This window comes from Gaetbulibacter sp. NE, from assembly GCF_025548475.1.
In the GTDB taxonomy this organism is placed as follows: Bacteria; Bacteroidota; Bacteroidia; order Flavobacteriales; family Flavobacteriaceae; genus Gaetbulibacter_B; species Gaetbulibacter_B jejuensis.
Genome location: NZ_JAOQHY010000001.1, coordinates 580,869 through 603,284, shown reverse-complemented (window position 1 = coordinate 603,284; position 22,416 = coordinate 580,869). Strand labels below are relative to the sequence as shown.

Here is a 22,416-nt window from a genome sequence, read left to right as displayed (position 1 = left end):
AGCTATTTTAGTGACAGTTTTAAAATATTGTTTTAGCTTTGCACAATTAAAACAACACAAAAAATTATGGTAAACCATACTCAAACTACGAAATCGATTTCGTTAGAGCAATATGGCATTAAAAATGCAAAAGTAAATTATCAGTTGTCTCCTGATGAGCTTCAGGCTGCGGCAATTTCTAAAAAGCAAGGTGTAGAAACATCTAATGGAACTTTAGCTGTAAATACAGGTGAGTTTACAGGACGATCGCCTCAAGACCGTTTTATTGTAAAAGATGCCATTACCGAAGACAAGGTGTGGTGGGGAAATATCAATATTCCTTTTGAGTCGGACAAATTCCAAAAACTGTACGATAAGGTTACTGATTACCTTTCGGAAAAAGAAGTTTTTGTTAGAGATAGCTATGCTTGTGCTGATGACAATTACAAGTTGAATATTCGTGTTATTAATGAATATCCTTGGAGCAATATGTTTGCTTACAATATGTTTTTGCGTCCTACTGAAGCTGAACTAGAAAACTTCTCACCAGAGTGGACTATAGTTAATGCTCCAGGTTTTATGGCAAACCCAGAGGTTGATGGTACACGTCAACACAACTTTGCTATTTTAGACTTCACAAGAAAAATAGCCTTAATAGGAGGAACAGGATACACAGGAGAGATTAAAAAAGGAATTTTCTCTGCGTTGAATTTTATACTTCCTGTATTTAAAAATACTTTACCAATGCACTGTAGTGCTAATGTTGGAAAAGATGGAGATACAGCAATTTTCTTTGGACTGTCAGGTACTGGAAAAACTACACTTTCTACCGATCCTGATAGAAGTTTAATAGGTGATGACGAACATGGTTGGACAAGCGAAAACACAGTGTTTAACTTTGAAGGTGGTTGCTATGCAAAAGTTATAAACCTTTCTCAAGAGCAAGAACCTGAAATTTTTAATGCTATTAAAAAAGGAGCTATACTAGAAAATGTGATAATAGATGATAAAGGTGACGTTGATTTTGCCGACACATCAATTACTCAAAACACACGTGTTAGCTACCCAATCTATCATATTGAAAATATTAAAAAGCCATCAATAGGAGAAAACCCAAAAAATATATTTTTCCTTACAGCAGATGCGTTTGGAGTTTTACCTCCAATTTCTAAATTAACACCAAGTCAGGCAGCATACCATTTCATTTCAGGATATACAGCAAAAGTAGCAGGTACTGAAGCTGGAGTTGTTGAACCTGTACCAAGTTTTTCAGCTTGTTTTGGAGCACCTTTTATGCCTTTGCATCCTACTAAATATGCTGAAATGTTAAGCAAAAAGATGAAAGAGTCTGGAGTTAATGTTTGGTTAGTAAACACAGGTTGGACAGGTGGACCTTATGGTGTTGGTACAAGAATGAAGTTAAAATACACTCGTGCTATGATTAATGCTGTTTTAAATGGTGATTTAGGACTGTATAATTATGACGATTACCATATTCACTCAGTATTTGGAGTGGCGCAACCAAGAAGTTGTCCAGGAGTTCCAACTGAGGTATTGAGTCCAAGATCAACTTGGAACAATGATGAAGCATACTACACTACAGCATTTAAGTTATCTAACGCTTTTAGAGAAAACTTTAAAAAGTTTGAATCTTATGCAAGTGAAGAAATAAGAAGAGGTGGGCCACAGCGTTATGCCTTTTAATTAATCAAGGCTAATTCATAAAAAAAGCGATTCAATTTTGAATCGCTTTTTTTATGTTATGTGTAAGAAATTTATTTTCCTTTATTAGCTTGAGTAATATACTTTTCTAACGCCATCGTCATTGAAGGTGTTTCAGGAGTTGGAGCTGCAATATCAACTCTTAATCCATGAGACTCAACAGCTTTAATAGTAGTGTTTCCAAAAACAGCTATACGTGTATTGTTTTGTTTGAACTCTGGGAAATTGTGGAATAAAGATTCAATACCAGAAGGACTAAAAAACACTAAAATGTCATAGTAAACATCAGCTAAATCAGATAAATCACTAATTACTGTTTTGTAAAAAACAGCTTCTTTCCATTTTACCTTTAACCCATTTAAAGTTTCAGGAACTTCAGGTTTTAATTTGTCGGTAGTAGGTAGTAAAAAGCTTTCGTCCTTATACTTTTTGATAAGTGGAGATAAATCTTGGAAGGTACGTTTACCCACATATATTTTACGCTTTCTATACACTACGTATTTTTGAAGATAAAATGCAACCGCTTCAGACTGACAAAAATATTTCATCGTATCTGGAACTTTAAAACGCATTTCTTCAGCTACTCTAAAAAAGTGGTCCACAGAATTTCTACTAGTAAGTATAATTGCTGTGTACTGGCTTAAGTCTACTTTTTGTTGTCTAATCTCTTTAGCAGGAACACCTTCTACATGTATAAAAGGTCTAAAGTCAATCTTAACTTTCTGCTTTTCTTGAAGATCAAAGTAAGGCGAATTTTCTATTTTAGGCTCGGGCTGTGACACTAAAATTGTTTTCACTTTCATAGGCTCTAGTTATAGTTTTTAAGCGTTATAATCTGTAATTAACTTATACAAAATTAGATAAGGTCCAATTTCGAGTGCGCAAAGATACAAAATAAAATAGAATAAGTTATCAAATATCAACTTTTGATGTTTTTTAAATGAAGTTATAAATCCAATTAAATTAATCAATAAAACAAGACCAATAACAGTGTAAATTAAAGGTTTTGAAGGTGTTATGCTATATATGAGTAAAATGTTTATTGGTAAGAGAACAAAGCCACTATAATTTAAATAGCTGGTTTTCTGAAATAAATATGCATCAATCAATTCGTCTATTTCAAACAAACTTGCTAATAGTCGTTCTAAGAGCACTTTTATAAGTATGAGAGCTCCAATTGCAAAAAGAACTTTAACAAATAGTGTAAGATCAAATTCTGAAGGTAAAACAAGTTCAGAGTAAGCTATAAACGAAAATATTGATACTGAAATTAGTAGGTTTAAAAACATTAAAGTGTCAAACCCATCAATAAATTTTTGGTCTCTAGAGTAGATTTTTAAATACTTGGAGTTACCTATAACTAAGAGAAAATCTTTAAATCTGTTTTCAAACAAAAACTTTGACAGGGTTACCAATACCAAACCCAATACAATGAATATTGTAAACCATTCATTTGAAACTACCTCTCTTAACATGATGCTAAATTATAAAGAAATTTTCACCTGTTTAACTTTTATTTAAGCTCATTTCAATAAACTTTATACTTCAAAAAAACTTACTTTTGCTAAAATTTGGTAAAATGAAGGATGCAATTGTCATCATACCTACTTATAATGAAATAGAGAACATTGAAGCTATAGTGAGAGCCGTTTTTGCTCAAGAGAAAGCTTTTGATGTTTTAGTGGTTGACGATAATTCACCAGATTTAACTGCACTTAAGGTTAAAGAGCTTCAAAAGGAATTTGATAACCAGCTATTTTTACTTCAAAGAAAGGAAAAGACAGGATTAGGAACAGCTTATATTGCTGGATTTAAATGGTGTTTAGAAAAAGAATATGAATATATTTTTGAAATGGATGCCGATTTTTCTCATAATCCTGATGATTTGATGAGGTTGTATACTACTTGCGCAATACAAGGTGCTGATATGGCAATAGGCTCAAGGTATATTAATAATACTGTTAATGTGGTTGATTGGGATATGAAGCGATTATTGTTATCTTACTTTGCATCTAAATATGTAAAGTTTATAACTCGAATGAAAATTGCAGATACAACAGCTGGTTTTGTATGCTACAAAAGACAAGTGTTAGAGACTATTAATCTAGATACAATTAAGTTTGTGGGTTATGCGTTTCAAATAGAAATGAAGTTTAAAGCCTATTTAAAGCAATTTAAAATTGTTGAAGTTCCTGTCATTTTTACCGATAGAGCTAAAGGAAAATCAAAAATGAGTGGAGGTATTATTTCCGAAGCTATTTTTGGAGTGTTGAATATGAAATTTAAAAGTCTATTTGCTAAATAACATGAAAGCAAAAACTATTCTTATTAAAAATGCCAAAATTATAAACGAAGGCAAAGTTAAAGAAGGTGATATCCTTATTGAAGGCGAGTATATTAAAGAAGTTGCCGACTCAATAAGCGCTAAATCATCTGATGTTGTGGTAATTGATGTTGAAGGAAACTATGTGCTACCTGGTGTTATTGACGATCAAGTGCATTTTAGAGAACCAGGACTTACCCATAAAGCCGATATAGGCACTGAATCTAAAGCTGCTATAGCTGGAGGTATTACCTCTTTTATAGAAATGCCAAATACAGTACCGCAAACCACTACTATCGAAAAACTAGAAGAAAAGTTTGAGATAGCTTCCAAAACATCATACGCTAATTATTCGTTTATGTTTGGTGGAACCAATGATAACTTGGAAGAAATTTTAAAGGTTGACGAAAAAAACGTAGCTGCACTTAAATTGTTTTTAGGATCTTCAACAGGAAATATGCTAGTTGATAATCCTGAGGTACTCGAAAAAATATTCAGTAGCACCAATTTGTTGATTGCTGTTCACTGTGAAGATGAGGCAACTATTAGAGCTAATATGGAAGAGTTTACCAATAAGTATGGTGAAGATATCCCAATTGAAAACCATCCAATCATTCGTAGTGAAGAAGCTTGTTATTTATCCTCTTCAAAAGCTATAGAACTTGCTAAAAAAACAGGAGCTAGGTTGCATGTATTCCATTTGTCAACTGCTAAGGAAACTAAGCTGTTTTCAAATAAAATTCCTTTAAAAGATAAAAAAATTACTGCCGAAGTTTGTATACATCACCTATGGTTTAGTGATGAAGATTATAGCAAAAAAGGAACGCTAATTAAATGGAATCCTGCTGTAAAAACTGCACACGATAGAGACGAACTTTGGAAAGCATTGTTAGACAACAGAATTGATGTTGTTGCTACTGACCATGCACCTCATACTCTAGAGGAGAAAAAGAATGTATATACAAAAGCACCATCTGGCGGACCATTAGTACAGCATGCACTTGTGGCAATGATGGAGTCTTACCATAGAGGACGAATTTCCTTAGAAAAAATGGTGGAAAAGATGTGCCATAATCCTGCGATATTATTTCAAATAGAAAAACGAGGTTTTATAAGAGAAGGGTATTTTGCCGATTTAGTTGTAGTAGATGCCAATAGCCCTTGGACAGTAAACAAAGACAATATATTATATAAATGCGGATGGTCGCCTTTTGAGGGAACTACCTTTAAGTCTAGAGTAACACATACATTTCTAAATGGTACTTTAGTGTATAATAATTTTAAATTCCTCAACGGAAATGCTGCCAAACGACTAACATTTGATAGATGAAAAAAATAGTAACACTTGTTTGTATCATAGCGTTGTTTTTAGGTTGCGATAAAACTCAAAAACCTAAAAAACCAAGTAATCTTATACCAAAAGATAAGATGGAGCAAGTGTTATATGATACTTATTTAATGAATGCTGCTAAAGGCATTAAAAAGCAACAACTTGAAAACTATGGTATTAATCCTGAAGGATATATATTTAAAAAGTATAGCATAGACAGTCTTCAATTTGCATTAAGTAACGAGTATTATGCATACGATTCTAAAGACTATGCTGAAATGATAGAATCTGTTAAAGAACGTCTTAGCAAAGAAAAAGAAACTTACGAAAAACTAAAAGAAGAGGAAGAAGAGGATAGAAATAAAAAAAGAGATTCAATAAAAAAATTATCTGATTCTATTAAAAGAGAAACCAAAAGATTAAAGGATAAAAACTTTGGCGCTCGAGATTAATCTTTTTTAATATCATCTAAAAAGAGTTTGCTCGTCTTTTCTATAACTTCATCAATTGGTGTAAACTGAAAGTCTAATGCGTTTTTTATTTTAGAATTATCATATAAAGTTCTCTGTCTTGCCGATTTTGCGGTATGTTTTGACAACTGTCTTCGTTTTCCTGTAAGTTTATGTCGAAGCCAATCCAATCGCCAACCTAGTTCGAGTAAAAAGGCACTAGCTTTTTTCTTTGTAGGTTTAACCTTTAAAGCATTGGCAACTTTATAAATAAAGTTCTTAAATGTAAGATTATCTGAAACAAGAATAAAACCCTCATTTTTTATGTTACTTTCCATAAGTTGTTGCATAACACTTGCAACATCCCAAACACCAACATAACCAGTGCTTCCGTTAGTGTAGTAAGGAACACCTTTGTAAATCAAACGAATTAAACTGCTACTGCCAGCACCTTTCCAAAAGCCTGGACCAACTATTATTCCTGGATTAACAATTACTGCATCAACACCTTCTTGAGTGCCTCTCCATACTTCAATTTCGGCACCATATTTAGTAATAGCATAAACGCTGTTGTCGTCTTCAGTATTCCAATGTGTATCTTCTGTAATTAATTTCTCATAATTTGCATGATGTCCTATAGCAGCAATAGAGCTTATATAACACAGCTTTTTTATATTATGAGAAACACAAAGGTTAACAATGTTAGCGGTTCCTTCAATATTTATTTTTCGGAGTTGATGGTATTTATCAGGCTCAAAAGAAACAAATGCAGCACAATGGTAAACATGTGTTACCTCCTTAAAAGCATTGGTTAAAGCAGTAATATCTGTAAGGTTGGCTTCAACCCATTCAATGAAGTTAAAAAGAGATTCAGAATGTTCAGTATAATAAGAAAACACTTTTTTTACAGTATCTAGTTTGTGTTCACGTCTATAAATTGCACGAACCTTCTTTTTATTACTCGCAAGATTATAAAGTAAATGCGAACCAACTAAACCTGTACCTCCTGTAACTAAAATCATAAAACTAAAGTAAAGAATTATTCATAAAGGGATAAGAATTCTACATTGATTTTTATCTTTGCGGAACTAAAAATAAATTGAATATGTCTAAATCATTGGTAGAAGAATTACGCTGGAGAGGTATGGTACACGATATTATGCCTGGAACCGAAGAACAACTTGATAAGGAAATGACAACTGCTTATATAGGTTTTGATCCAACTTCAGATTCTTTACACATTGGGAGTTTGGTGCCAATTATTCTACTGGTACATCTTGAGCGATTTGGTCATAAGCCTATTGCTTTGGTTGGTGGAGCTACAGGAATGATTGGAGACCCATCAGGTAAGAGTGATGAGCGAAACTTATTAGACGAAGCAACACTTAATCATAATGTACAAGGCATAAAAAATGTACTGTCAAGGTTTTTAGATTTTAATTCTAAAGCAGCTAATGCGCCTTTATTAGTTAATAATTATGATTGGATGAAAGACTTTTCTTTTATCGATTTTGCAAGAGATGTAGGTAAACGTATAACCGTTAATTACATGATGGCAAAAGACTCGGTAAAAAAACGTTTTTCTGGTGAAGAAGGTAGTGTTGGTATGTCGTTTACAGAGTTTACTTATCAATTAATTCAAGGTTACGATTTTTACCATTTATATAAAACCCATAATTGTTTACTACAAATGGGAGGAAGCGATCAATGGGGAAATATTACCACAGGAACTGAATTAGTAAGGCGTATGAATGTTGGCGAAGAGGCTAAAGCTTACGCAATGACCTGTCCGTTGATCACAAAAGCTGATGGTTCTAAATTTGGAAAAAGTGAAGGTGGTAACGTTTGGTTAGATGCCGATAAAACTTCGGTTTACAAGTTTTACCAGTTTTGGGTAAATACGACTGATGAAGATGCTGAAAAGTATATTAAAATCTTTACGTTTTTAGATAAAGAAACAATTGAGAATATAGTTGCTTCTCATAAAGAAGCACCTCACCAAAGACTACTTCAAAAACGATTAGCAGAAGAAGTAACAACCTTTGTGCATAGCAAAGAAGACTTTTTAACTGCTGAAAAAGCGTCAAACATCTTGTTTAGTAAAACTTTTAAAGATGATATTAAAACACTAGACGAAAAAACATTTTTAGATGTGTTTGAAGGTGTTCCGCAAGCGGAAGTGTCTAAAGCAGATTTTGAAGGAGGTTTTGATATGATTGCTGCATTATCAGCCAAAACAAGCTTTTTGAATTCTAATGGTGAAGCCATTAGAGCATTAAAAGAAAATTCAGTGTCAGTTAACAAAGAAAAAGTTACAAAAGACTATCAGTTAACTGATGAAGACCTAATAAATGGTAGCTATATCATTATCAATAAAGGAAAGAAAAACACTTACATTATAAAAGTTGTATAAAAAAAACGCCTGATGAAAATCAGGCGTTTACAATAACCAACCAACTAAAAAAAATAATCTTGCTTTCTCTTAGCTAGATAATAGTCGTAGTTGATATTATTTCCTTACAAAGCCATCAAATTGCAGCCTCTAATATCGCTGTTGTCAAACCTACCAATAATTTCAAAAGAATTATCGTTGTAAACTTTACCAAGATCTTGAGTTGCTATAAAAGAGCAGCTGTAAATATTTGCTAAATCAATAATGTTAATTCCTCCAGTAGTAGACGTGCTTGTTATAGTTAAAGGGTCTTCAGTATCTCGTGTTAAAACTTTCATCCAGTTAGGACATTTAAAAATACCGTTTCCTTTGGAATATGCTTGACTTAAAAGCTCTGTCATACCATATTCGCTATGAATTTCAGAAACACCAAAACCTTGTTTTAAAATAGTATGAAGTTCATCGCGAATCAATTCTTTTCGTCTTCCTTTCATACCACCAGTTTCCATTACAATAGTGTTTTTAAGCTGAAATTGGAACTGTTCCACTAAATCCAATAATGCAAACGAAACACCAATAAGTAGCACTTTTTTTCCTTCGGAATCTAAAGCAATTAACTTGTTTTTTAATTCGGCCAGATTATGAAGGTAAAATCCACTTTCTTTATGGTTAGATTGCGCTATTAAGTGCTCAACCATATAAATTAATGACGAGCCATCACGCTCTAAATAACTAGGTAAAAGTGCTAATACCACATAATCTTCAATAGGTCCGTAAAAGTGATTAAAACCAGTGTTAAAACTGTTTTCGTAAACATCTAAATCACTTACATGATGCTTGCTTGTTATTTGACCTGTTGTTCCTGAACTTTCAAAAACTTTTTCTATTGCATTAGTTGTACTTAAAATAGGGTGTGTTTTAAAAAATTGAATAGGTAAAAACGGAATGTCTTCAACTTTTTTTATGTCGCTTGGGTTTTTGTACAACAAATCGCAATATGAACGATATACAGTGTTATTTTCAAATTGAAATTTGAAAATATCTAAAGCAAGAGTATTAAAACCTGCTTGCGTAGAATTTTTGAAAATGGAACGTGTATCAATCATTTTGGCAAAAGTATGCAAAATAAAAAAGCGTCACCAAGTTGATGACGCTTTTTAAATAGTATAAGGTAAGTTTTACTTAATTACAATCTTTTGAGTAGTTGCAGTATTACCTTGAGAAATTTTCATAATGTAAACTCCAGCATTAAGTGTTGAAACATTTAAGCGGTTGTTAGCAATAGTTTCATTAATTACTTGTTTACCTAACATATCATAAACATTAACTGAAATAGTTTCAGAATGTGCAGAAACAATATTTACAAATCCAGTTGATGTTGGGTTAGGGAAAATTGAAAATTCTCTTTGCTCTGAATCAACAATTGATAAAGTAGGGCAATCTGAAGTAGGTCTAGCGCCTAAAACAGGACAATTGTTGTAAGTAGTTAACTCTACATTTGATAAATCCCAGTTAGAGTATCCGTCAACACCATCATCATAATACTGAATACCAATAAAAACTGCAGTACCAGTTAAAGCAGATAAGTCAATTTCAACATCACCTGCATCGCTTTCAGTGATAGTTTGTAATAATGACCAAGAAGTTGTGTCAGGACATCCTGAGTAAGCAGCTGTGTAATTGATAGCTAAAGGAGTGTCTCCAAAATTTTCTTGAGCGTTAAATTTTAAAGCTAAGTCAGAAACAGATGTTAAATCTAATGGTCCAAATAATAACCAAGTGTTTACCACTTCTTCGCAGCCACCACCACAATAGCCATTCATGTTGTATGTACCACTACTTTCAGTCCAAACATCACTGTCAGAGTTAGTAGCTACAGTAAACATTTCAAATTTTTCAGCACCATTGCTTATGTCAAAACAAGATGTAATTGCTGGCTCGCAAGTAGGAGATGTTGTAGTTTGTGTAAGAGTACAATTTTCGTTAGTTAATGTTATAGTAACATCAGTACCTTCATTAATACCTGTAACTGTAATTAAACCATCAGCTGAAATAGTGCTTACACTAGCTGAGCCAGCTGAAACAGCAACAGTAAAAGCATCTGTTTCTGTACCGTTTAAAAAGTCAAAAGTAGTAGAGTATGTATCAGTTCCTACAGTAATATTATCACATACAGGAGTTTTTGCTGAAAGAGAAGCTGAGCAAGCAGAAGAGTTACCAACAATTTTAAAATTGTCTAATTCTAAAACATCACTTCCTCCATTAAGGGTTCCTCCAATTTTAAGGCCTACTGTAGTTGTTCCATCTGGAATATTTACTGATATTGTTCCAAATTCAAAACCTGAATCAGGATCATTATAATACTCAACAGAAGCCTCATCTGATCCATCGATAACAACAGTATAAGTTCCTATATCTGCGTTTGCCGAAACTGCATAGTCAAAAGAAAGAGTTACGTCAGTGTATCCAGAAACATTAATGTCATTAAAAATAAAATTAATTGGGTCTATTGTAGGTTCACCAGATTCACCAGCAAGGTCTCTTCCATAAGCTGAGTTTCCAGAGAAATTTGGGTTTACTGAAGAAGCAGTTTGAATAAAGAACCCTTCGGAAGAAGAACTCGGGTCAACAAAGAGTAATGATGCAATGTTGTTTGTCCAGTTAGGTGTACCTGAATCAAAATCTTCAATAGCAATTGTAGTTTGTCCAAAAGTTAGGTTCCCTATAAATAAGGAGCATAATAAAAAGTAAATGTTTTTCATGAATTAAGTTTTAAAGTTCAACGAGCTCCAAAAGTAATACTAGCAACAAAAAAAGCCAACTTAAATGTTGGCTTTTAATGATTTGTTAATATAGATGTGTTTTATCTATTTAATAACTAATTTTTTGGTAACTGAAGCATCGTTTTGAGAAATATTCATAATATAAACCCCAGTGTTTAGTGTTGAAACATCTAAACGGTTGTTGCTTACTGTAGCTTTATTGATAACTTGTTTACCTAAAACATCATAAACAGAAACTGAAATCGTTTCAGAACTAGATGAAGTTATGTTTACAAACCCAGTTGAAGTTGGGTTAGGGTAAACAGAGAAAGAAGCAATTGCATTAGGGTTATTGATTGAAAGTACTTCGTCAGGACTTCTTGGGTATACTTGTGGAGTTCCAAAGTATTCTCCAGCTATTACTGTAATTGTAGTAGCAGTTGAAGGAATTGTCTCTCCTGCCATGTTATCATTTGGATAATTTGTTCTAAACGCTAAAGGTCCTCCAGAAACATCTGAGATGTCATAGTTTTGACTTGAATCAAATGTAGCAGTACCATTTCCATCAGCAAATGTTACATCAGCAATTGATACTAATTCAGACTCATACATATCAAAGTTGTTGATGATGTCATTAACCGTTACAGTTTGAGGAGTTATTGAATTACCTGTAGAACTAGCAGCACCAGGATCAACTGAAGGAACAAGCTGCATAACATTAGCGAACTCTCCCAACTGACCTTGAAGACCTGTTATACCATCACCATTATTAAATACGGTTGTAATTGTACCAGAGTTGTCGTCAATTAACATACCTCCAGTTGCATCTTCAATAAAAATTTGATTTCTACTGTTACCAGTTACAAATGTTACAACTACTTCGCCAGTAATTTGATAAATATTACCAATAGTACCTGCTCTTAAACCAGCTATATCAGCAACCGTTTGTACAGATGTTACTGTGAAAGTAACTGAAGCAGTTACAGCAGGATCTAGAGGCACATGACTGTTATCAACTAAAGTAAGCTCAACAGTGTGCTCACCGTCAGCTAATCCTGTTAAGCTAATAGGATCTGTGTCATATTTCATAACATTACTACCTCCATCAACAGTATAGTGTATGTGACCATCTCCAGTACCACCATTAGCAGGTAATTGATCTACAACAAAATTTTGTACACTTAATTCAATGTCAACATCACTAGATGCAATTGTAGCTCCATTAGATGGCGAGGTTACCGCAATACTAGGTGTAGTTGCAGCTACTACTTGTAAATTGTCAATATAAAATAAAGACGATTGTGTACCAGCAGTCCAGTTTGAAGCGATATCATAAAAACGGATACCCATATCAAAATCTTCATTAGTAGCAGGTGTATATTCAAATGAAATAGTTTGCCACTGATTTAATAGAGTTTCGTCTGAATATACAGAAGGCGAAAATCCATTACCATTAAAAATACGAGCTCTAGCTTCATTATTTGTTGCATAGACGTCTAAGCTCATAGTATATGTTACTCCTCCTACTAATGCAATAGTTTGTCTTATGTCAGTATCTCCTTGAGTTTGAGTTAAAACATTAACACTTGCAGAACTTGTTCCGTCAGAAACAAAAGTTGAATTCGTGTTTTCTGTAAGATCAGTAGTGCTAAAATCTACAGTAGTGTATCCATCAGGAACACCAGCTGTCCAGTTTTCAAAGCTACCATTAACAGCTAAATTTTGGGCAAACCCAGAAAAAGCCATTAAAGTAATAAGGAATAAAAAGTAAATTTTTTTCATAAATCTTAATTTTAATAAGTTTAAATTTTGTTTCAAATATAGTGAGATTTTGGTGTTTAAAACGTTAAAGCCACTATATTGTATGCTAATTTACAATAATATAACATTATTTTTTAACTATCTTAGGGACAGTTTTACATTTTTACTCTAAAAACCTGATTTAAGACGCTATAATAGAATAGATTTTTTATTGTGTTTTGAGAGTTTTTAGAGTAGGTTATAAAACAGTAAGGACTAAGTTATTTTAACGTTATGATTATATTATGTAATATAAATTTTTGTTATTAATTCTATCTTTACATCGTTGGTTTCTCAAAAAAATGAAGAACTAAATAGCAAAACACATGTGATAACCAAAACAATAAAAACTACACATGAAAAAAAAGGATATTAAAATACTTTTAGTTGACGACGAACCAGACATTTTGGAAATTGTTGGCTACAACCTTTCATCTGAAGGTTACCAAGTTATAACTGCCGAAAACGGTCATGAAGCTGTTAAAAAAGCAAAAAAAGAAAGGCCACAACTAATCATTTTAGACGTTATGATGCCTGAGATGGATGGTATTGAAGCTTGTGAGCAAATAAGAAAAAACCCAGATTTAAGCGAAACGATTATTACATTTTTAACTGCAAGAGGTGAAGATTATTCACAGGTAGCAGGTTTTGATGCTGGAGCAGATGACTATATTACTAAACCTATAAAACCAAAAGTTTTAGTAAGCAAAGTAAAAGCTTTACTAAGACGACTTAAAGAAGAAGATGCCTCTGAAAGTATATTAAAAATAGGTAGTTTGGTAATCAATCGCGAAGAGTATAAGATATCTTTAAAAGGCGAAGAATTGGTCTTGCCAAGAAAAGAATTTGAATTGTTATCTTTGCTAGCAACAAAACCAGGAAAAGTTTTTAAGCGCGAAGAAATCTTAGATAAAGTTTGGGGTAATGAAGTTGTAGTAGGAGGGAGAACTATTGACGTGCATATTAGAAAACTTCGCGAAAAAATAGGAGATAAAAGCTTTAAAACCGTTAAAGGAGTTGGTTATAAGTTTGTAGACTAGATGCAGAAAAAATTAAAAAAAACGTACAGGTTCGCTATTAGAACCTCAATGTACATCACAATTTTTTTAACGCTCTTCATGAGTGTTTTTTTATATACAACAAAGTCTTTTGACTGGTTGTTAATACTCTCTTTTGCACTAATTTGTTATAGCTTTTGCTTTATTGTGATTCAATATAGAGTTGAACGTTTTATTTACCGTCGTGTAAAAAAAATATACGACGACCTCACTTTGTTAGAGTCTACATCATTGCGTAAACAGCCTATTACTACAGATATGGCAACGCTTACTAAAGAAATAGATAAATATGCAAAAGATAAAAAACTAGAAATTGAAACTCTAAAAGTAAGAGAAGAATATCGAAAAGAGTTTTTAGGAAATGTATCACACGAGTTAAAAACACCATTATTTACTGTTCAAGGTTATTTGTTAACCTTAATTGATGGTGCTCAAAATGACCCGAAAATTAGAGAAAAGTATCTTAATAGAGCCAATAAAGGCGTAGAACGTCTAATCTATATTGTAAGAGATTTAGATATGATTACTAAACTTGAGGTTGGTGATTTGAGTCTAAATGTTGAAAGGTTTGATATTGTTGAGCTGGTAGAAAGTGTTTTTGACCTTTTAGAAATGAAAGCTACCAAGAAAAAAATTACACTTACGTTTGATATGGATTATAATGAACCTGTTTTTGTTAATGCCGATAAAGAGCGTATACAACAGGTGCTTACAAACCTTATCGTAAATTCCATAAAATACGGAAGAGAAAAGGGAACTACCGAAGTTAGTATTGAAAACCTTATAAAAAATAAGGTTATCGTTAGAGTGACCGATAATGGTGAGGGTATTGCTAAACCTAATGTTCCAAGACTTTTTGAACGCTTTTTTAGAGTAGATAAAAGTGGTTCTAGAAAAGAAGGAGGTTCAGGCTTAGGCTTATCAATAGTGAAACATATTATTGAAGCTCACGATGAAAAAATATATGTAGAAAGCGAATTTGGAGTGGGTAGTGAGTTTTCATTTACTCTTGAAAAGGCTGAATAGTTTTTTATAATTCAGTTCATAATCCAATTCAGCTAAACCTTTATAGTCGTCAATTTTTTCAAGCATTTCCATAGTAAAAGCATCTTGCGTTGCTGTAGGAACTAACTTTTGCTTATCTAGTTTTTTAGCTAGATATTCTTGCTCAAATTGCCCAGGAGTAGGAATAAAAAACGCTTTTTTGTTCAGTTTTGCTAAATCCATTATAGTAGTATAGCCAGAACGCGAAATCACAAAATCACTTTGGTTTAATGCAAGTTCAAGTTGTTCGCTAGTCATATAATTGTAAATAGTCATACTGCCTTTGTGAACTGTAGTTTGTTGGTCTTCAACTAGTCCTTTTACAAACAATACGTTGCCGTTATAATTTTCAAGTAGAGTGAGTAGCTTTTCTTCTAAGAGTGAGCGTTGAGGTTCAGGTCCAGATAGTAGTGCCATGATATCATATTCTTTTTCAACCTCCAGTTTTTTAAATCTGCTAATAGGACCAATATATTTTAAAGGGATTTCTAAGAAATTAACATGACCTAGTTTACCACTTAAGTTTGGTTCATTAACATTATCAGGAACCCAACATTCGTTGAATTTTTTAATAAATTTTTGATGAATTTTTGTACTAATCCAAGTTGTATTACCACTTAAAACCTGTAATTGATGTGTAATAAATACAGAAGGCACTGTTTTAGAACAAACTCCTAATCTATTATCAGAAATGATTCCATCAATATCATAAGTTTCAATAATTTGCTTTGTGGCTTGTTTTTCTCTTTTAATGGCTTTTACCACTTTAGGCGAATTACTAATAATTTTCAACTTAAACCATTTTCCTTTTTTCGCGTAGGTAATTCCGTAAGAAGGCAATTCAACAGCAATTAAATCTGGAAACTCTTTTTTTAAAAGTTCAAGGGCAATACCATCACTCGCAATAACAGGTATGTAGTTATTTTTTAATAAGGCATTAATGATTGGAATACACCTTGTGGCATGACCTAAACCCCAATTTAGAGGCGCAACTAATATTCGTTTTTTCAAAATCATAAAAAAAGCAAATGTAAACCTAATATGTTTCCTTAATTTTGCCTAAATATTAAATTAACTGTGGGAAGTAAAAATAAGCTAAAAAGATTTAAGGAAAACGAGACCTTTTCAAACGTAATTCAGCCAACAAGAGATGAATTAGTCAATCAAGATTTTAAATGGAAAGGGAATTGGAACAGTCATTTTTTTAAGAATGATAACCCTTTGGTTTTAGAGTTAGGTTGTGGTAAAGGTGAATATTCGGTTGGATTAGCTAAACTATATCCAAACAAAAACTTTATTGGAATTGATATTAAAGGAGCTCGCTTTTGGAGAGGTGCTAAAACTGCTATTGAAGACAACATGACCAATGTTGGATTTTTAAGAACTCAAATAGAATTAATTGATTTTGCTTTCGCTGAAAACGAAGTTGATGAAATTTGGATAACCTTTCCTGATCCTCAAATCAAATACAAGCGTACCAAACATCGTATGACTAATACTGAATTTTTACAACGCTATAAAAAAGTATTAAAACCTGATGGTGTAGTTAATTTAAAAACCGATAGCGAGTTTATGCATGGTTATACGCTTGGGTTATTGCATGGCGAAGGACATGAAGTGTTGTATGCTAACCATAATGTGTATAAGCAAGAAGGCAGCCCTGAAGAAGTTACTGGTATTCAAACATTTTATGAAAGCCAATATCTAGAGCAAAACAAACCAATTACGTATATTAGATTTAAAATCAAGTAATTTTGAATATAACAGTTGTATTTTTCTTGGGACTGATTTTTGCGCTTGTTGGTGTAATTCCTCCAGGATTATTAAATATGACTGCAGCAAAAATTAGCTTAAAGGAAGGACACTCTAGAGGTATTATTTTTTCAGTTGGAGCTTGTGTTGTAGTTTTTTTACAAACTTATATAGCTGCAATGTTTGCACGTTATTTAAGCAATCATCAAGATGTGGTTGATATCTTACAACGTGTTGCCTTTGTTATTTTTGTGCTAATCTCCATTTACTTTTTACTCATTGCTAAAACCAATTCTAAACCAGATGTAGAAGAAAACAGCAAGAGCAAACACAGTCGTTTTTTTCAAGGTATGTTCATGTCTGCATTAAATGTGTTCCCAATACCTTATCAAGCTTATATGACAGTAACTTTGGCGTCTTTTGATTTGTTAACTTTTGAAAGAACAAGTATTATTTCGTACGTGTCTGGAGCAGCTATGGGAACCTTTGTGATGCTGTATGTGTACATTTTCTTTTTTGATAAAATCAAGAATAAGAAGTTTACGTCTCAAAAAAATATGAACTACATAATAGGGTCAATTACTGGTTTAATTGCTGGAGTAACATTGATTAATATTTTAATGGAAGCATGAAGCCAGAAACCTTAAGTTTTTTTGATAAAGTTTATGAGGTAGCCAAATTAATACCCTATGGAAGAGTTACAAGTTATGGTGCAATTGCAAAGTATTTAGGAGCTCCTCGAAGTTCAAGAATGGTTGGTTATGCCATGAACGGTTCTTCAGGAAAAGATGTGCCTGCGCACAGAGTGGTAAATAGAAATGGTTTGCTTACTGGTAAACACCATTTTGAGGGTACAAATTTAATGCAGCAACTATTGGAAAGTGAAGGTGTAAAAGTTAAAGATAATCAAGTGCAAGATTTTAAAAAACTGTTTTGGGATCCTGCTGAATTACTCTAGTTGTTTTACCATTTTTATGAAAATAGTTTACCATAGAAATCAATAATGGTACTATAATAAAACTTCAAGCTTCGTGCTTCTGTCTTCCATCTTTATTAATTATATTTGCATTTTAGAACTAATCTAAATTATTGATTTTGAAGCTTAATAAACAAGATATATTAAAAGCCTTAGAAACCATTACAGTTCCTGGTGAAGGACAAAATATGGTTGAGAGTGGAGCAGTTACCAATGTTGTTACTTTTGGTGACGAAGTAGTTGTTGATGTTACCATTAAAAACCCAAGTTTACAGGCAAAAAAGAAGACCGAAGTTGAAATAATGAAAGCTATTCATAATGAAGTCTACGAAAAAGCCAAAGTAAAAGTAAATGTTAAGGTAAATGCACCAGCTGCACAAAAAAACGAAATAAAGGGAAAACCAATTCCTGGTATTCAAAATATAGTTGCTGTTGCTTCTGGAAAAGGAGGCGTAGGAAAATCTACAGTAACAGCAAACCTAGGAGCTACTTTAGCAAAAATGGGCTTTAAGGTTGGTATTTTAGATGCTGATATTTATGGACCTTCAATTCCTATTATGTACGATGTGGAGTTTGAAAGACCTATTTCGGTTAATGTAGGAGGAAAGTCTAAAATGAAACCAGTAGAAAGCTATGGTGTTAAAATTTTATCTATAGGCTTTTTTACAAAACCAGACCAAGCTGTAATTTGGCGAGGACCAATGGCAGCTAAGGCATTAAACCAAATGATTTTTGATGCAGATTGGGGAGAATTAGATTTCTTATTAATCGATTTACCTCCAGGAACAGGAGACATTCACCTAAGTATTATGCAATCGCTTCCTATAACAGGAGCAGTAGTGGTAAGTACGCCTCAGCAAGTAGCTTTAGCCGATGCTAAAAAAGGAGTAGCTATGTTTCAGCAAGAGTCTATCAATGTACCAGTACTTGGTATAATTGAGAATATGGCTTATTTTACTCCAGAGGAATTACCAGATAATAAATACTTTATCTTTGGAAAGGAAGGTGCTAAAAACCTTTCAGAAGATTTAGAAGTACCTTTCTTAGGCGAAATTCCTTTAATACAAAGTATAAGAGAGGCAGGAGATGTTGGTCGTCCTGCAGCGCTTCAAACAGCAACACCATTAGAAGCTGCTTTTGAAAAGTTAACTCAAAATGTTGTGCAAGAAGTAGTGAGACGTAACGATGCCTTACCACCAACCGAAGCAATTAAAATAACAACAATGGCTGGTTGTTCAGCAGTAAAGAAATAACAGAAGATGAGTTCAGAAGAATTAAAACGTAATATTGAAAAAGCGCTAGACGAAATTCGTCCTTTCTTACAAAGTGATGGAGGCGATATTTCATTACTTTCAATAGAAGATGATAAGTTAGTGAAAGTTCAGTTGCAAGGTGCTTGTGTTGGCTGTAGCGTTAATCAAATGACCTTAAAGTCTGGTGTGGAAATGACTATTAAAAAGTACGCACCTCAAATAGAAAAGGTTATTAATATTGAAGCTTAATATCTATTAAGCTGAAGGCTCATCAAGGTTTTTCAAAATGCTAGAACAAGCCTGTTTTTTAATGACATTTATCATAAATCTTTATAAAAACAGTATGTAATTTTGATGTAGTACATTAAACAATTTCTAAATTAAAGAGATACCCACTTTTGTGGGCTTTATTATGATTAAAACAGATATACTTATTATTGGTGCAGGACCAACAGGGTTGTTTACTGTTTTTGAAGCAGGATTATTAAAATTAAAATGCCATTTAATTGATGCCTTACCACAACCTGGTGGACAATGCTCTGAAATTTATCCTAAAAAACCAATCTACGATATACCAGCTTATCCTGAAATTTTAGCAGGAGATCTTACAGAAAAACTCTTAGAACAAGGTAAACAGTTTGAACCTGGTTTTACTTTAGGAGAACGTGCTGATACTATAGAAAAGCTAGAAGATGGAACCTTTATAGTTACGACTAATAAAGGTACAAAACATCACGCTCCTGTAGTTGCTATTGCTGGTGGATTGGGAAGTTTTGAACCAAGAAAACCAAAAATCCATAACATTCATTTGTTTGAAGATAAAGGTGTAGAGTATATGATAAAGGATCCTGAAGTCTACAGAAACAAAAAAGTTGTTATTGCTGGAGGAGGAGATTCTGCATTAGATTGGAGTATATTTTTAGCTAATGTTGCTAAAGAAGTAACACTTATCCATAGAAGAAATGAGTTTAGAGGTGCTTTAGATTCAGTTGAAAAAGTACAAGAGCTTAAAAATAAAGGTAAAATAAATTTAATTACTCCTGCTGAGGTAGTTGGTATTCTTGGAGAAGATCACGTTTCTGGTGTAGTTGTTGAACAAGCACAACATATCAAAAAAGAATTTGAAATTGAGTGTGATCATTTTGTGCCTTTGTTTGGATTATCTCCCAAACTTGGACCAATTGCAAATTGGGGATTAGAGATTGAAAAAAATGCTATCAAAGTTAATAATGCTTTAGACTACCAAACTAACGTTCCTGGTATTTTTGCTATTGGAGATGTAAATACTTATCCAGGAAAATTAAAGTTGATATTGTGTGGTTTTCACGAGGCAACATTAATGTGTCAAGCAGCTTATAAAATTATAAACCCTAACAAAAAATATGTTTTAAAATATACTACTGTTAGTGGTATTGATGGTTTTGACGGAACACGTAAAGAAGCACCTAAAGCTGTAGTAAAAGCAATTGAATAATGGAACAGGACATTAAAATAACAATAATTGATCGTGATGGTGAAGCTCACGAAATTGATGCTCCAACTGATATGGCTATGAACCTTATGGAAGTAGTTCGTAGTTATGAACTAGCTCCTGAAGGAACCATAGGAGTTTGTGGTGGAATGGCTATGTGTGCATCATGCCAATGCTATGTGTTATCTGATCATGAACTTCCTGAAATGCAAGACGACGAAGAAGCTATGCTTAGCGAAGCGTTTGATGTACAAGAAAACAGCAGATTGGGTTGTCAAATTGCTATTACACCAGAATTAGAAGGTCTAAAAGTTGAATTAGCTCCTGAGAGTTAATTTTAAGACGAAGTTTTATAATCTGCTAATTTTTGAGGACCTTCCAACAACACTCTTACAATTTTTAAAGTACCATCATCTGTAGTGGCTATTTGCCATTTGATGAGCGAGATTTCTCCGTTTTCAATTTCAATACCTGTAATGCTTCGTGGATGTACACAACTACCATCATTAAAAAAAGCAATGTCTCCAGGTTCAGGAAAACGAGGTCTATGAGTATGACCAACAACAGTAATTAAATTGTTGTTTTCTATGATCCATTTTTTGGTTCTACGTTCAACTTTTATAAGTTCTTTGTAGTTTTTTGCAGGACTTGTAGGGTCTGCAATTCCCATTACGTTTAGTGGTTTCCATAAAATACGAACCATAAACCGACTCCATCTCCAAAACAAATAGTTCCACCAATCGGCTTGATGACCATGGGTTAAAAATAGTTTTTGTCCAGTTTGGGAATGTTCTAAAACAATGCCTTCATGATACTCTATGTTACAGAACAACTCAACATCTTCACCTATTTTAGGGTCAAAATAAGTGGAAAGGTGTTTTTCTACATATTTTGGATCTCTGTAAACCATGTCGTGATTTCCCCAAATCATATGCAAACGCTCTTGTTCATGAAATAACTTCATAAGCAAATACACATTTTTATGAGCGTTTAAAATAGAATCAAAAGAGAGGTTTTCCCAGAGCTCATCACCATCACCAAGTTCGCAATAGCTGAAACCTTCAGCATAATAATGCTTTAAGGCATGAAAGTAAATGTTTCGGTTGTTTGCAAAATCATCAGCAAAACTATTATCGCCTCTGTGGCAATCACTAAAAAGGATAAACTTGGACGTATCGTCAAAATAAACTTTTTTGGCGTTTTTGTAAGCTCTATCTAAGCGTTTCTTTGAAGACATTTACTGACATTTTCAACTAAAATAAGCAGAAATAAAATATTGAAACTAAAATCAGTCAATTTTTTCAATAGCAAAAGGAAGTATACGTTCTACAAATTTAGCATACGCTAGTTCTGAAGGATGCAAACCATCAGAAGCTACTAATTCAGGTTGTTCTAAACCATTTCTTGTAATATCTGTTATGTATACAAATGTAATGTCTTGTGATTGACAGTAGCTTTCAGCAAAATCATTATACATATCAATCTCTTGAGAAATTGTGTCAGGATTTCCTGTGTTTTGACCAAAAGGTGTATAGGCATAATCAGGAATCGAAACCACTATTACTTTGTCCTTATTACCATTAGCGGCAGTTATAGCAGTTTGAACCAATTCAGGAAATTCAGTTTCATAAACTGAAAATGGAATGTTTTGATATTGATTATTTACACCAATTAATAAGGTTACTAGGTCGTAGTTAGAAGAAATCCCTTGGTTATCAATTGCGTTTTTAAGATTAGCAGTTGTCCATCCAGTTTGCGCTATAACGTTAAGGTCAATTGTATAAAAGGTATCAGCACTAAGCTTGTTTTTAAGTTGTTCAGGAAATTTGCAGGTCGCACAAACACTATGTCCTATAGTGTAACTGTCTCCTAATGACAATAGGCTTCTAATTTCATCAACAGGAATGTTTTCGTTATTAGTGTTATTCTGATTTGCAATAAAATCATCATTTGCACCACAGGAAAGCAGTGTAAGGGAAACTATAAAAATAAGGTATTGTATCTTTTTCATATCTAATCAATATACGTAAAATTGAATACAATGGTTTTAATAGCAAAAAAGCTTCTCTAAATAATAGAGAAGCTTTTTTACGTTTATTAGAAGT

The 22,416-nt window shown here is 33.0% G+C and carries 23 protein-coding genes; 14 read left to right on the top strand and 9 right to left on the bottom strand.

The genetic code is table 11. The features are described 5' to 3' along the window. The first annotated feature begins 66 nt into the window (after positions 1-66). Positions 67-1,683 carry a phosphoenolpyruvate carboxykinase (ATP) gene (gene pckA, locus OD803_RS02785; protein WP_262732280.1) on the top strand — a complete coding sequence of 539 codons (1,617 nt, stop codon included), beginning with the start codon at positions 67-69 and terminating at the stop codon, positions 1,681-1,683. Positions 1,684-1,754: 71 nt separating this feature from the next. On the opposite strand, the gene OD803_RS02780 is transcribed toward pckA, so the two are convergent. Together OD803_RS02780 and OD803_RS02775 are read right to left on the bottom strand one after the other, a co-directional pair. After that, positions 1,755-2,504 (bottom strand): uroporphyrinogen-III synthase, encoded by a 750-nt coding sequence (locus tag OD803_RS02780; protein ID WP_131506175.1) that lies wholly within the window; start codon positions 2,502-2,504, stop codon positions 1,755-1,757. 18 nt (positions 2,505-2,522) lie between these two features. Further along, on the bottom strand, positions 2,523-3,176 hold the full coding sequence (locus OD803_RS02775) for a DUF4271 domain-containing protein (RefSeq protein WP_131506174.1): 654 nt from the start codon (positions 3,174-3,176) through the stop codon (positions 2,523-2,525). Positions 3,177-3,280: 104 nt separating this feature from the next. Here OD803_RS02775 and OD803_RS02770 point away from each other — a divergent pair, with 104 nt between their 5' ends. Genes OD803_RS02770 through OD803_RS02760 form a run of 3 tightly spaced genes read left to right on the top strand, consistent with a single transcriptional unit; the run spans position 3,281 to position 5,806 of the window. Then, positions 3,281-4,006, top strand: a complete 726-nt coding sequence (locus OD803_RS02770) for a polyprenol monophosphomannose synthase (RefSeq protein ID WP_262732279.1) — start codon at positions 3,281-3,283, stop codon at positions 4,004-4,006. A gap of 1 nt (position 4,007) precedes the next feature. Further along, positions 4,008-5,354 (top strand): dihydroorotase, encoded by a 1,347-nt coding sequence (locus OD803_RS02765; protein WP_129759518.1) that lies wholly within the window; start codon positions 4,008-4,010, stop codon positions 5,352-5,354. Next, entirely contained in the window at positions 5,351-5,806 is a 456-nt protein-coding gene (locus tag OD803_RS02760; RefSeq protein WP_262732278.1) for a DUF4296 domain-containing protein, read from the top strand. The genes OD803_RS02765 and OD803_RS02760 overlap by 4 nt, the downstream gene beginning before the upstream one ends. On the opposite strand, the gene OD803_RS02755 is transcribed toward OD803_RS02760, so the two are convergent. Further along, the gene (locus OD803_RS02755) at positions 5,803-6,825 is read right to left on the bottom strand and encodes an NAD-dependent epimerase/dehydratase family protein (RefSeq protein ID WP_262732277.1); all 1,023 of its coding nucleotides are present in this window, start codon (positions 6,823-6,825) and stop codon (positions 5,803-5,805) included. The genes OD803_RS02760 and OD803_RS02755 overlap by 4 nt on opposite strands. Before the next feature lie 83 nt (positions 6,826-6,908). Here OD803_RS02755 and tyrS point away from each other — a divergent pair, with 83 nt between their 5' ends. After that, positions 6,909-8,216 (top strand): tyrosine--tRNA ligase, encoded by a 1,308-nt coding sequence (gene tyrS, locus OD803_RS02750; RefSeq protein WP_131506170.1) that lies wholly within the window; start codon positions 6,909-6,911, stop codon positions 8,214-8,216. A gap of 104 nt (positions 8,217-8,320) precedes the next feature. Here tyrS and OD803_RS02745 read toward each other — a convergent pair whose 3' ends face one another. The 3 genes from OD803_RS02745 to OD803_RS02735 all read right to left on the bottom strand — a co-directional run bounded on the left by OD803_RS02745 (position 8,321) and on the right by OD803_RS02735 (position 12,739). Next, positions 8,321-9,301, bottom strand: coding sequence for a LuxE/PaaK family acyltransferase (locus OD803_RS02745; RefSeq protein ID WP_262732276.1), 981 nt, complete (start codon positions 9,299-9,301; stop codon positions 8,321-8,323). Between the two features lie 72 nt (positions 9,302-9,373). Beyond that, the gene (locus tag OD803_RS02740) at positions 9,374-10,957 is read right to left on the bottom strand and encodes a T9SS type A sorting domain-containing protein (RefSeq protein ID WP_262732275.1); all 1,584 of its coding nucleotides are present in this window, start codon (positions 10,955-10,957) and stop codon (positions 9,374-9,376) included. A gap of 105 nt (positions 10,958-11,062) precedes the next feature. Continuing rightward, positions 11,063-12,739 (bottom strand): T9SS type A sorting domain-containing protein, encoded by a 1,677-nt coding sequence (locus OD803_RS02735; protein WP_262732274.1) that lies wholly within the window; start codon positions 12,737-12,739, stop codon positions 11,063-11,065. Positions 12,740-13,113: 374 nt separating this feature from the next. Between OD803_RS02735 and OD803_RS02730 the strand changes: the two genes are divergently transcribed. Together OD803_RS02730 and OD803_RS02725 are read left to right on the top strand one after the other, a co-directional pair. After that, positions 13,114-13,797, top strand: coding sequence for a response regulator transcription factor (locus tag OD803_RS02730; protein ID WP_129759511.1), 684 nt, complete (start codon positions 13,114-13,116; stop codon positions 13,795-13,797). Next, entirely contained in the window at positions 13,798-14,841 is a 1,044-nt protein-coding gene (locus OD803_RS02725) for a sensor histidine kinase (RefSeq protein ID WP_131506166.1), read from the top strand. It abuts the gene before it with no gap. Here OD803_RS02725 and OD803_RS02720 read toward each other — a convergent pair. Next, entirely contained in the window at positions 14,815-15,876 is a 1,062-nt protein-coding gene (locus OD803_RS02720; protein ID WP_262732273.1) for a glycosyltransferase, read from the bottom strand. The genes OD803_RS02725 and OD803_RS02720 overlap by 27 nt on opposite strands. 60 nt (positions 15,877-15,936) lie before the next feature. Here OD803_RS02720 and trmB point away from each other — a divergent pair, with 60 nt between their 5' ends. From trmB to OD803_RS02685, 7 genes are all read left to right on the top strand, one after another. Then, positions 15,937-16,611, top strand: a complete 675-nt coding sequence (gene trmB / locus OD803_RS02715; RefSeq protein ID WP_131506164.1) for a tRNA (guanosine(46)-N7)-methyltransferase TrmB — start codon at positions 15,937-15,939, stop codon at positions 16,609-16,611. Positions 16,612-16,613: 2 nt separating this feature from the next. Then, entirely contained in the window at positions 16,614-17,243 is a 630-nt protein-coding gene (locus OD803_RS02710; RefSeq protein ID WP_129759507.1) for a LysE family transporter, read from the top strand. Beyond that, positions 17,240-17,569 (top strand): MGMT family protein, encoded by a 330-nt coding sequence (locus OD803_RS02705; protein ID WP_262732272.1) that lies wholly within the window; start codon positions 17,240-17,242, stop codon positions 17,567-17,569. The genes OD803_RS02710 and OD803_RS02705 overlap by 4 nt, the downstream gene beginning before the upstream one ends. Positions 17,570-17,706: 137 nt before the next feature. Continuing rightward, positions 17,707-18,840 carry an Mrp/NBP35 family ATP-binding protein gene (locus tag OD803_RS02700; RefSeq protein ID WP_262732271.1) on the top strand — a complete coding sequence of 378 codons (1,134 nt, stop codon included), beginning with the start codon at positions 17,707-17,709 and terminating at the stop codon, positions 18,838-18,840. Between the two features lie 6 nt (positions 18,841-18,846). Next, positions 18,847-19,089, top strand: coding sequence for a NifU family protein (locus OD803_RS02695; RefSeq protein WP_129759504.1), 243 nt, complete (start codon positions 18,847-18,849; stop codon positions 19,087-19,089). A 163-nt stretch (positions 19,090-19,252) separates the two neighbouring features. Continuing rightward, positions 19,253-20,314 carry an NAD(P)/FAD-dependent oxidoreductase gene (locus OD803_RS02690; RefSeq protein ID WP_129759503.1) on the top strand — a complete coding sequence of 354 codons (1,062 nt, stop codon included), beginning with the start codon at positions 19,253-19,255 and terminating at the stop codon, positions 20,312-20,314. Further along, a complete protein-coding gene (locus OD803_RS02685; protein WP_131506161.1) occupies positions 20,314-20,646 on the top strand; it encodes a 2Fe-2S iron-sulfur cluster-binding protein in 333 nt (110 codons plus the stop codon). Before OD803_RS02690 ends, OD803_RS02685 begins: the two co-directional genes overlap by 1 nt. A 2-nt stretch (positions 20,647-20,648) precedes the next feature. Here OD803_RS02685 and OD803_RS02680 read toward each other — a convergent pair whose 3' ends face one another. Beyond that, positions 20,649-21,548 (bottom strand): metallophosphoesterase family protein, encoded by a 900-nt coding sequence (locus OD803_RS02680; RefSeq protein WP_129759501.1) that lies wholly within the window; start codon positions 21,546-21,548, stop codon positions 20,649-20,651. 51 nt (positions 21,549-21,599) lie between these two features. Further along, entirely contained in the window at positions 21,600-22,322 is a 723-nt protein-coding gene (locus OD803_RS02675; protein WP_262732270.1) for an SGNH/GDSL hydrolase family protein, read from the bottom strand. Positions 22,323-22,416 lie beyond the last annotated feature (94 nt).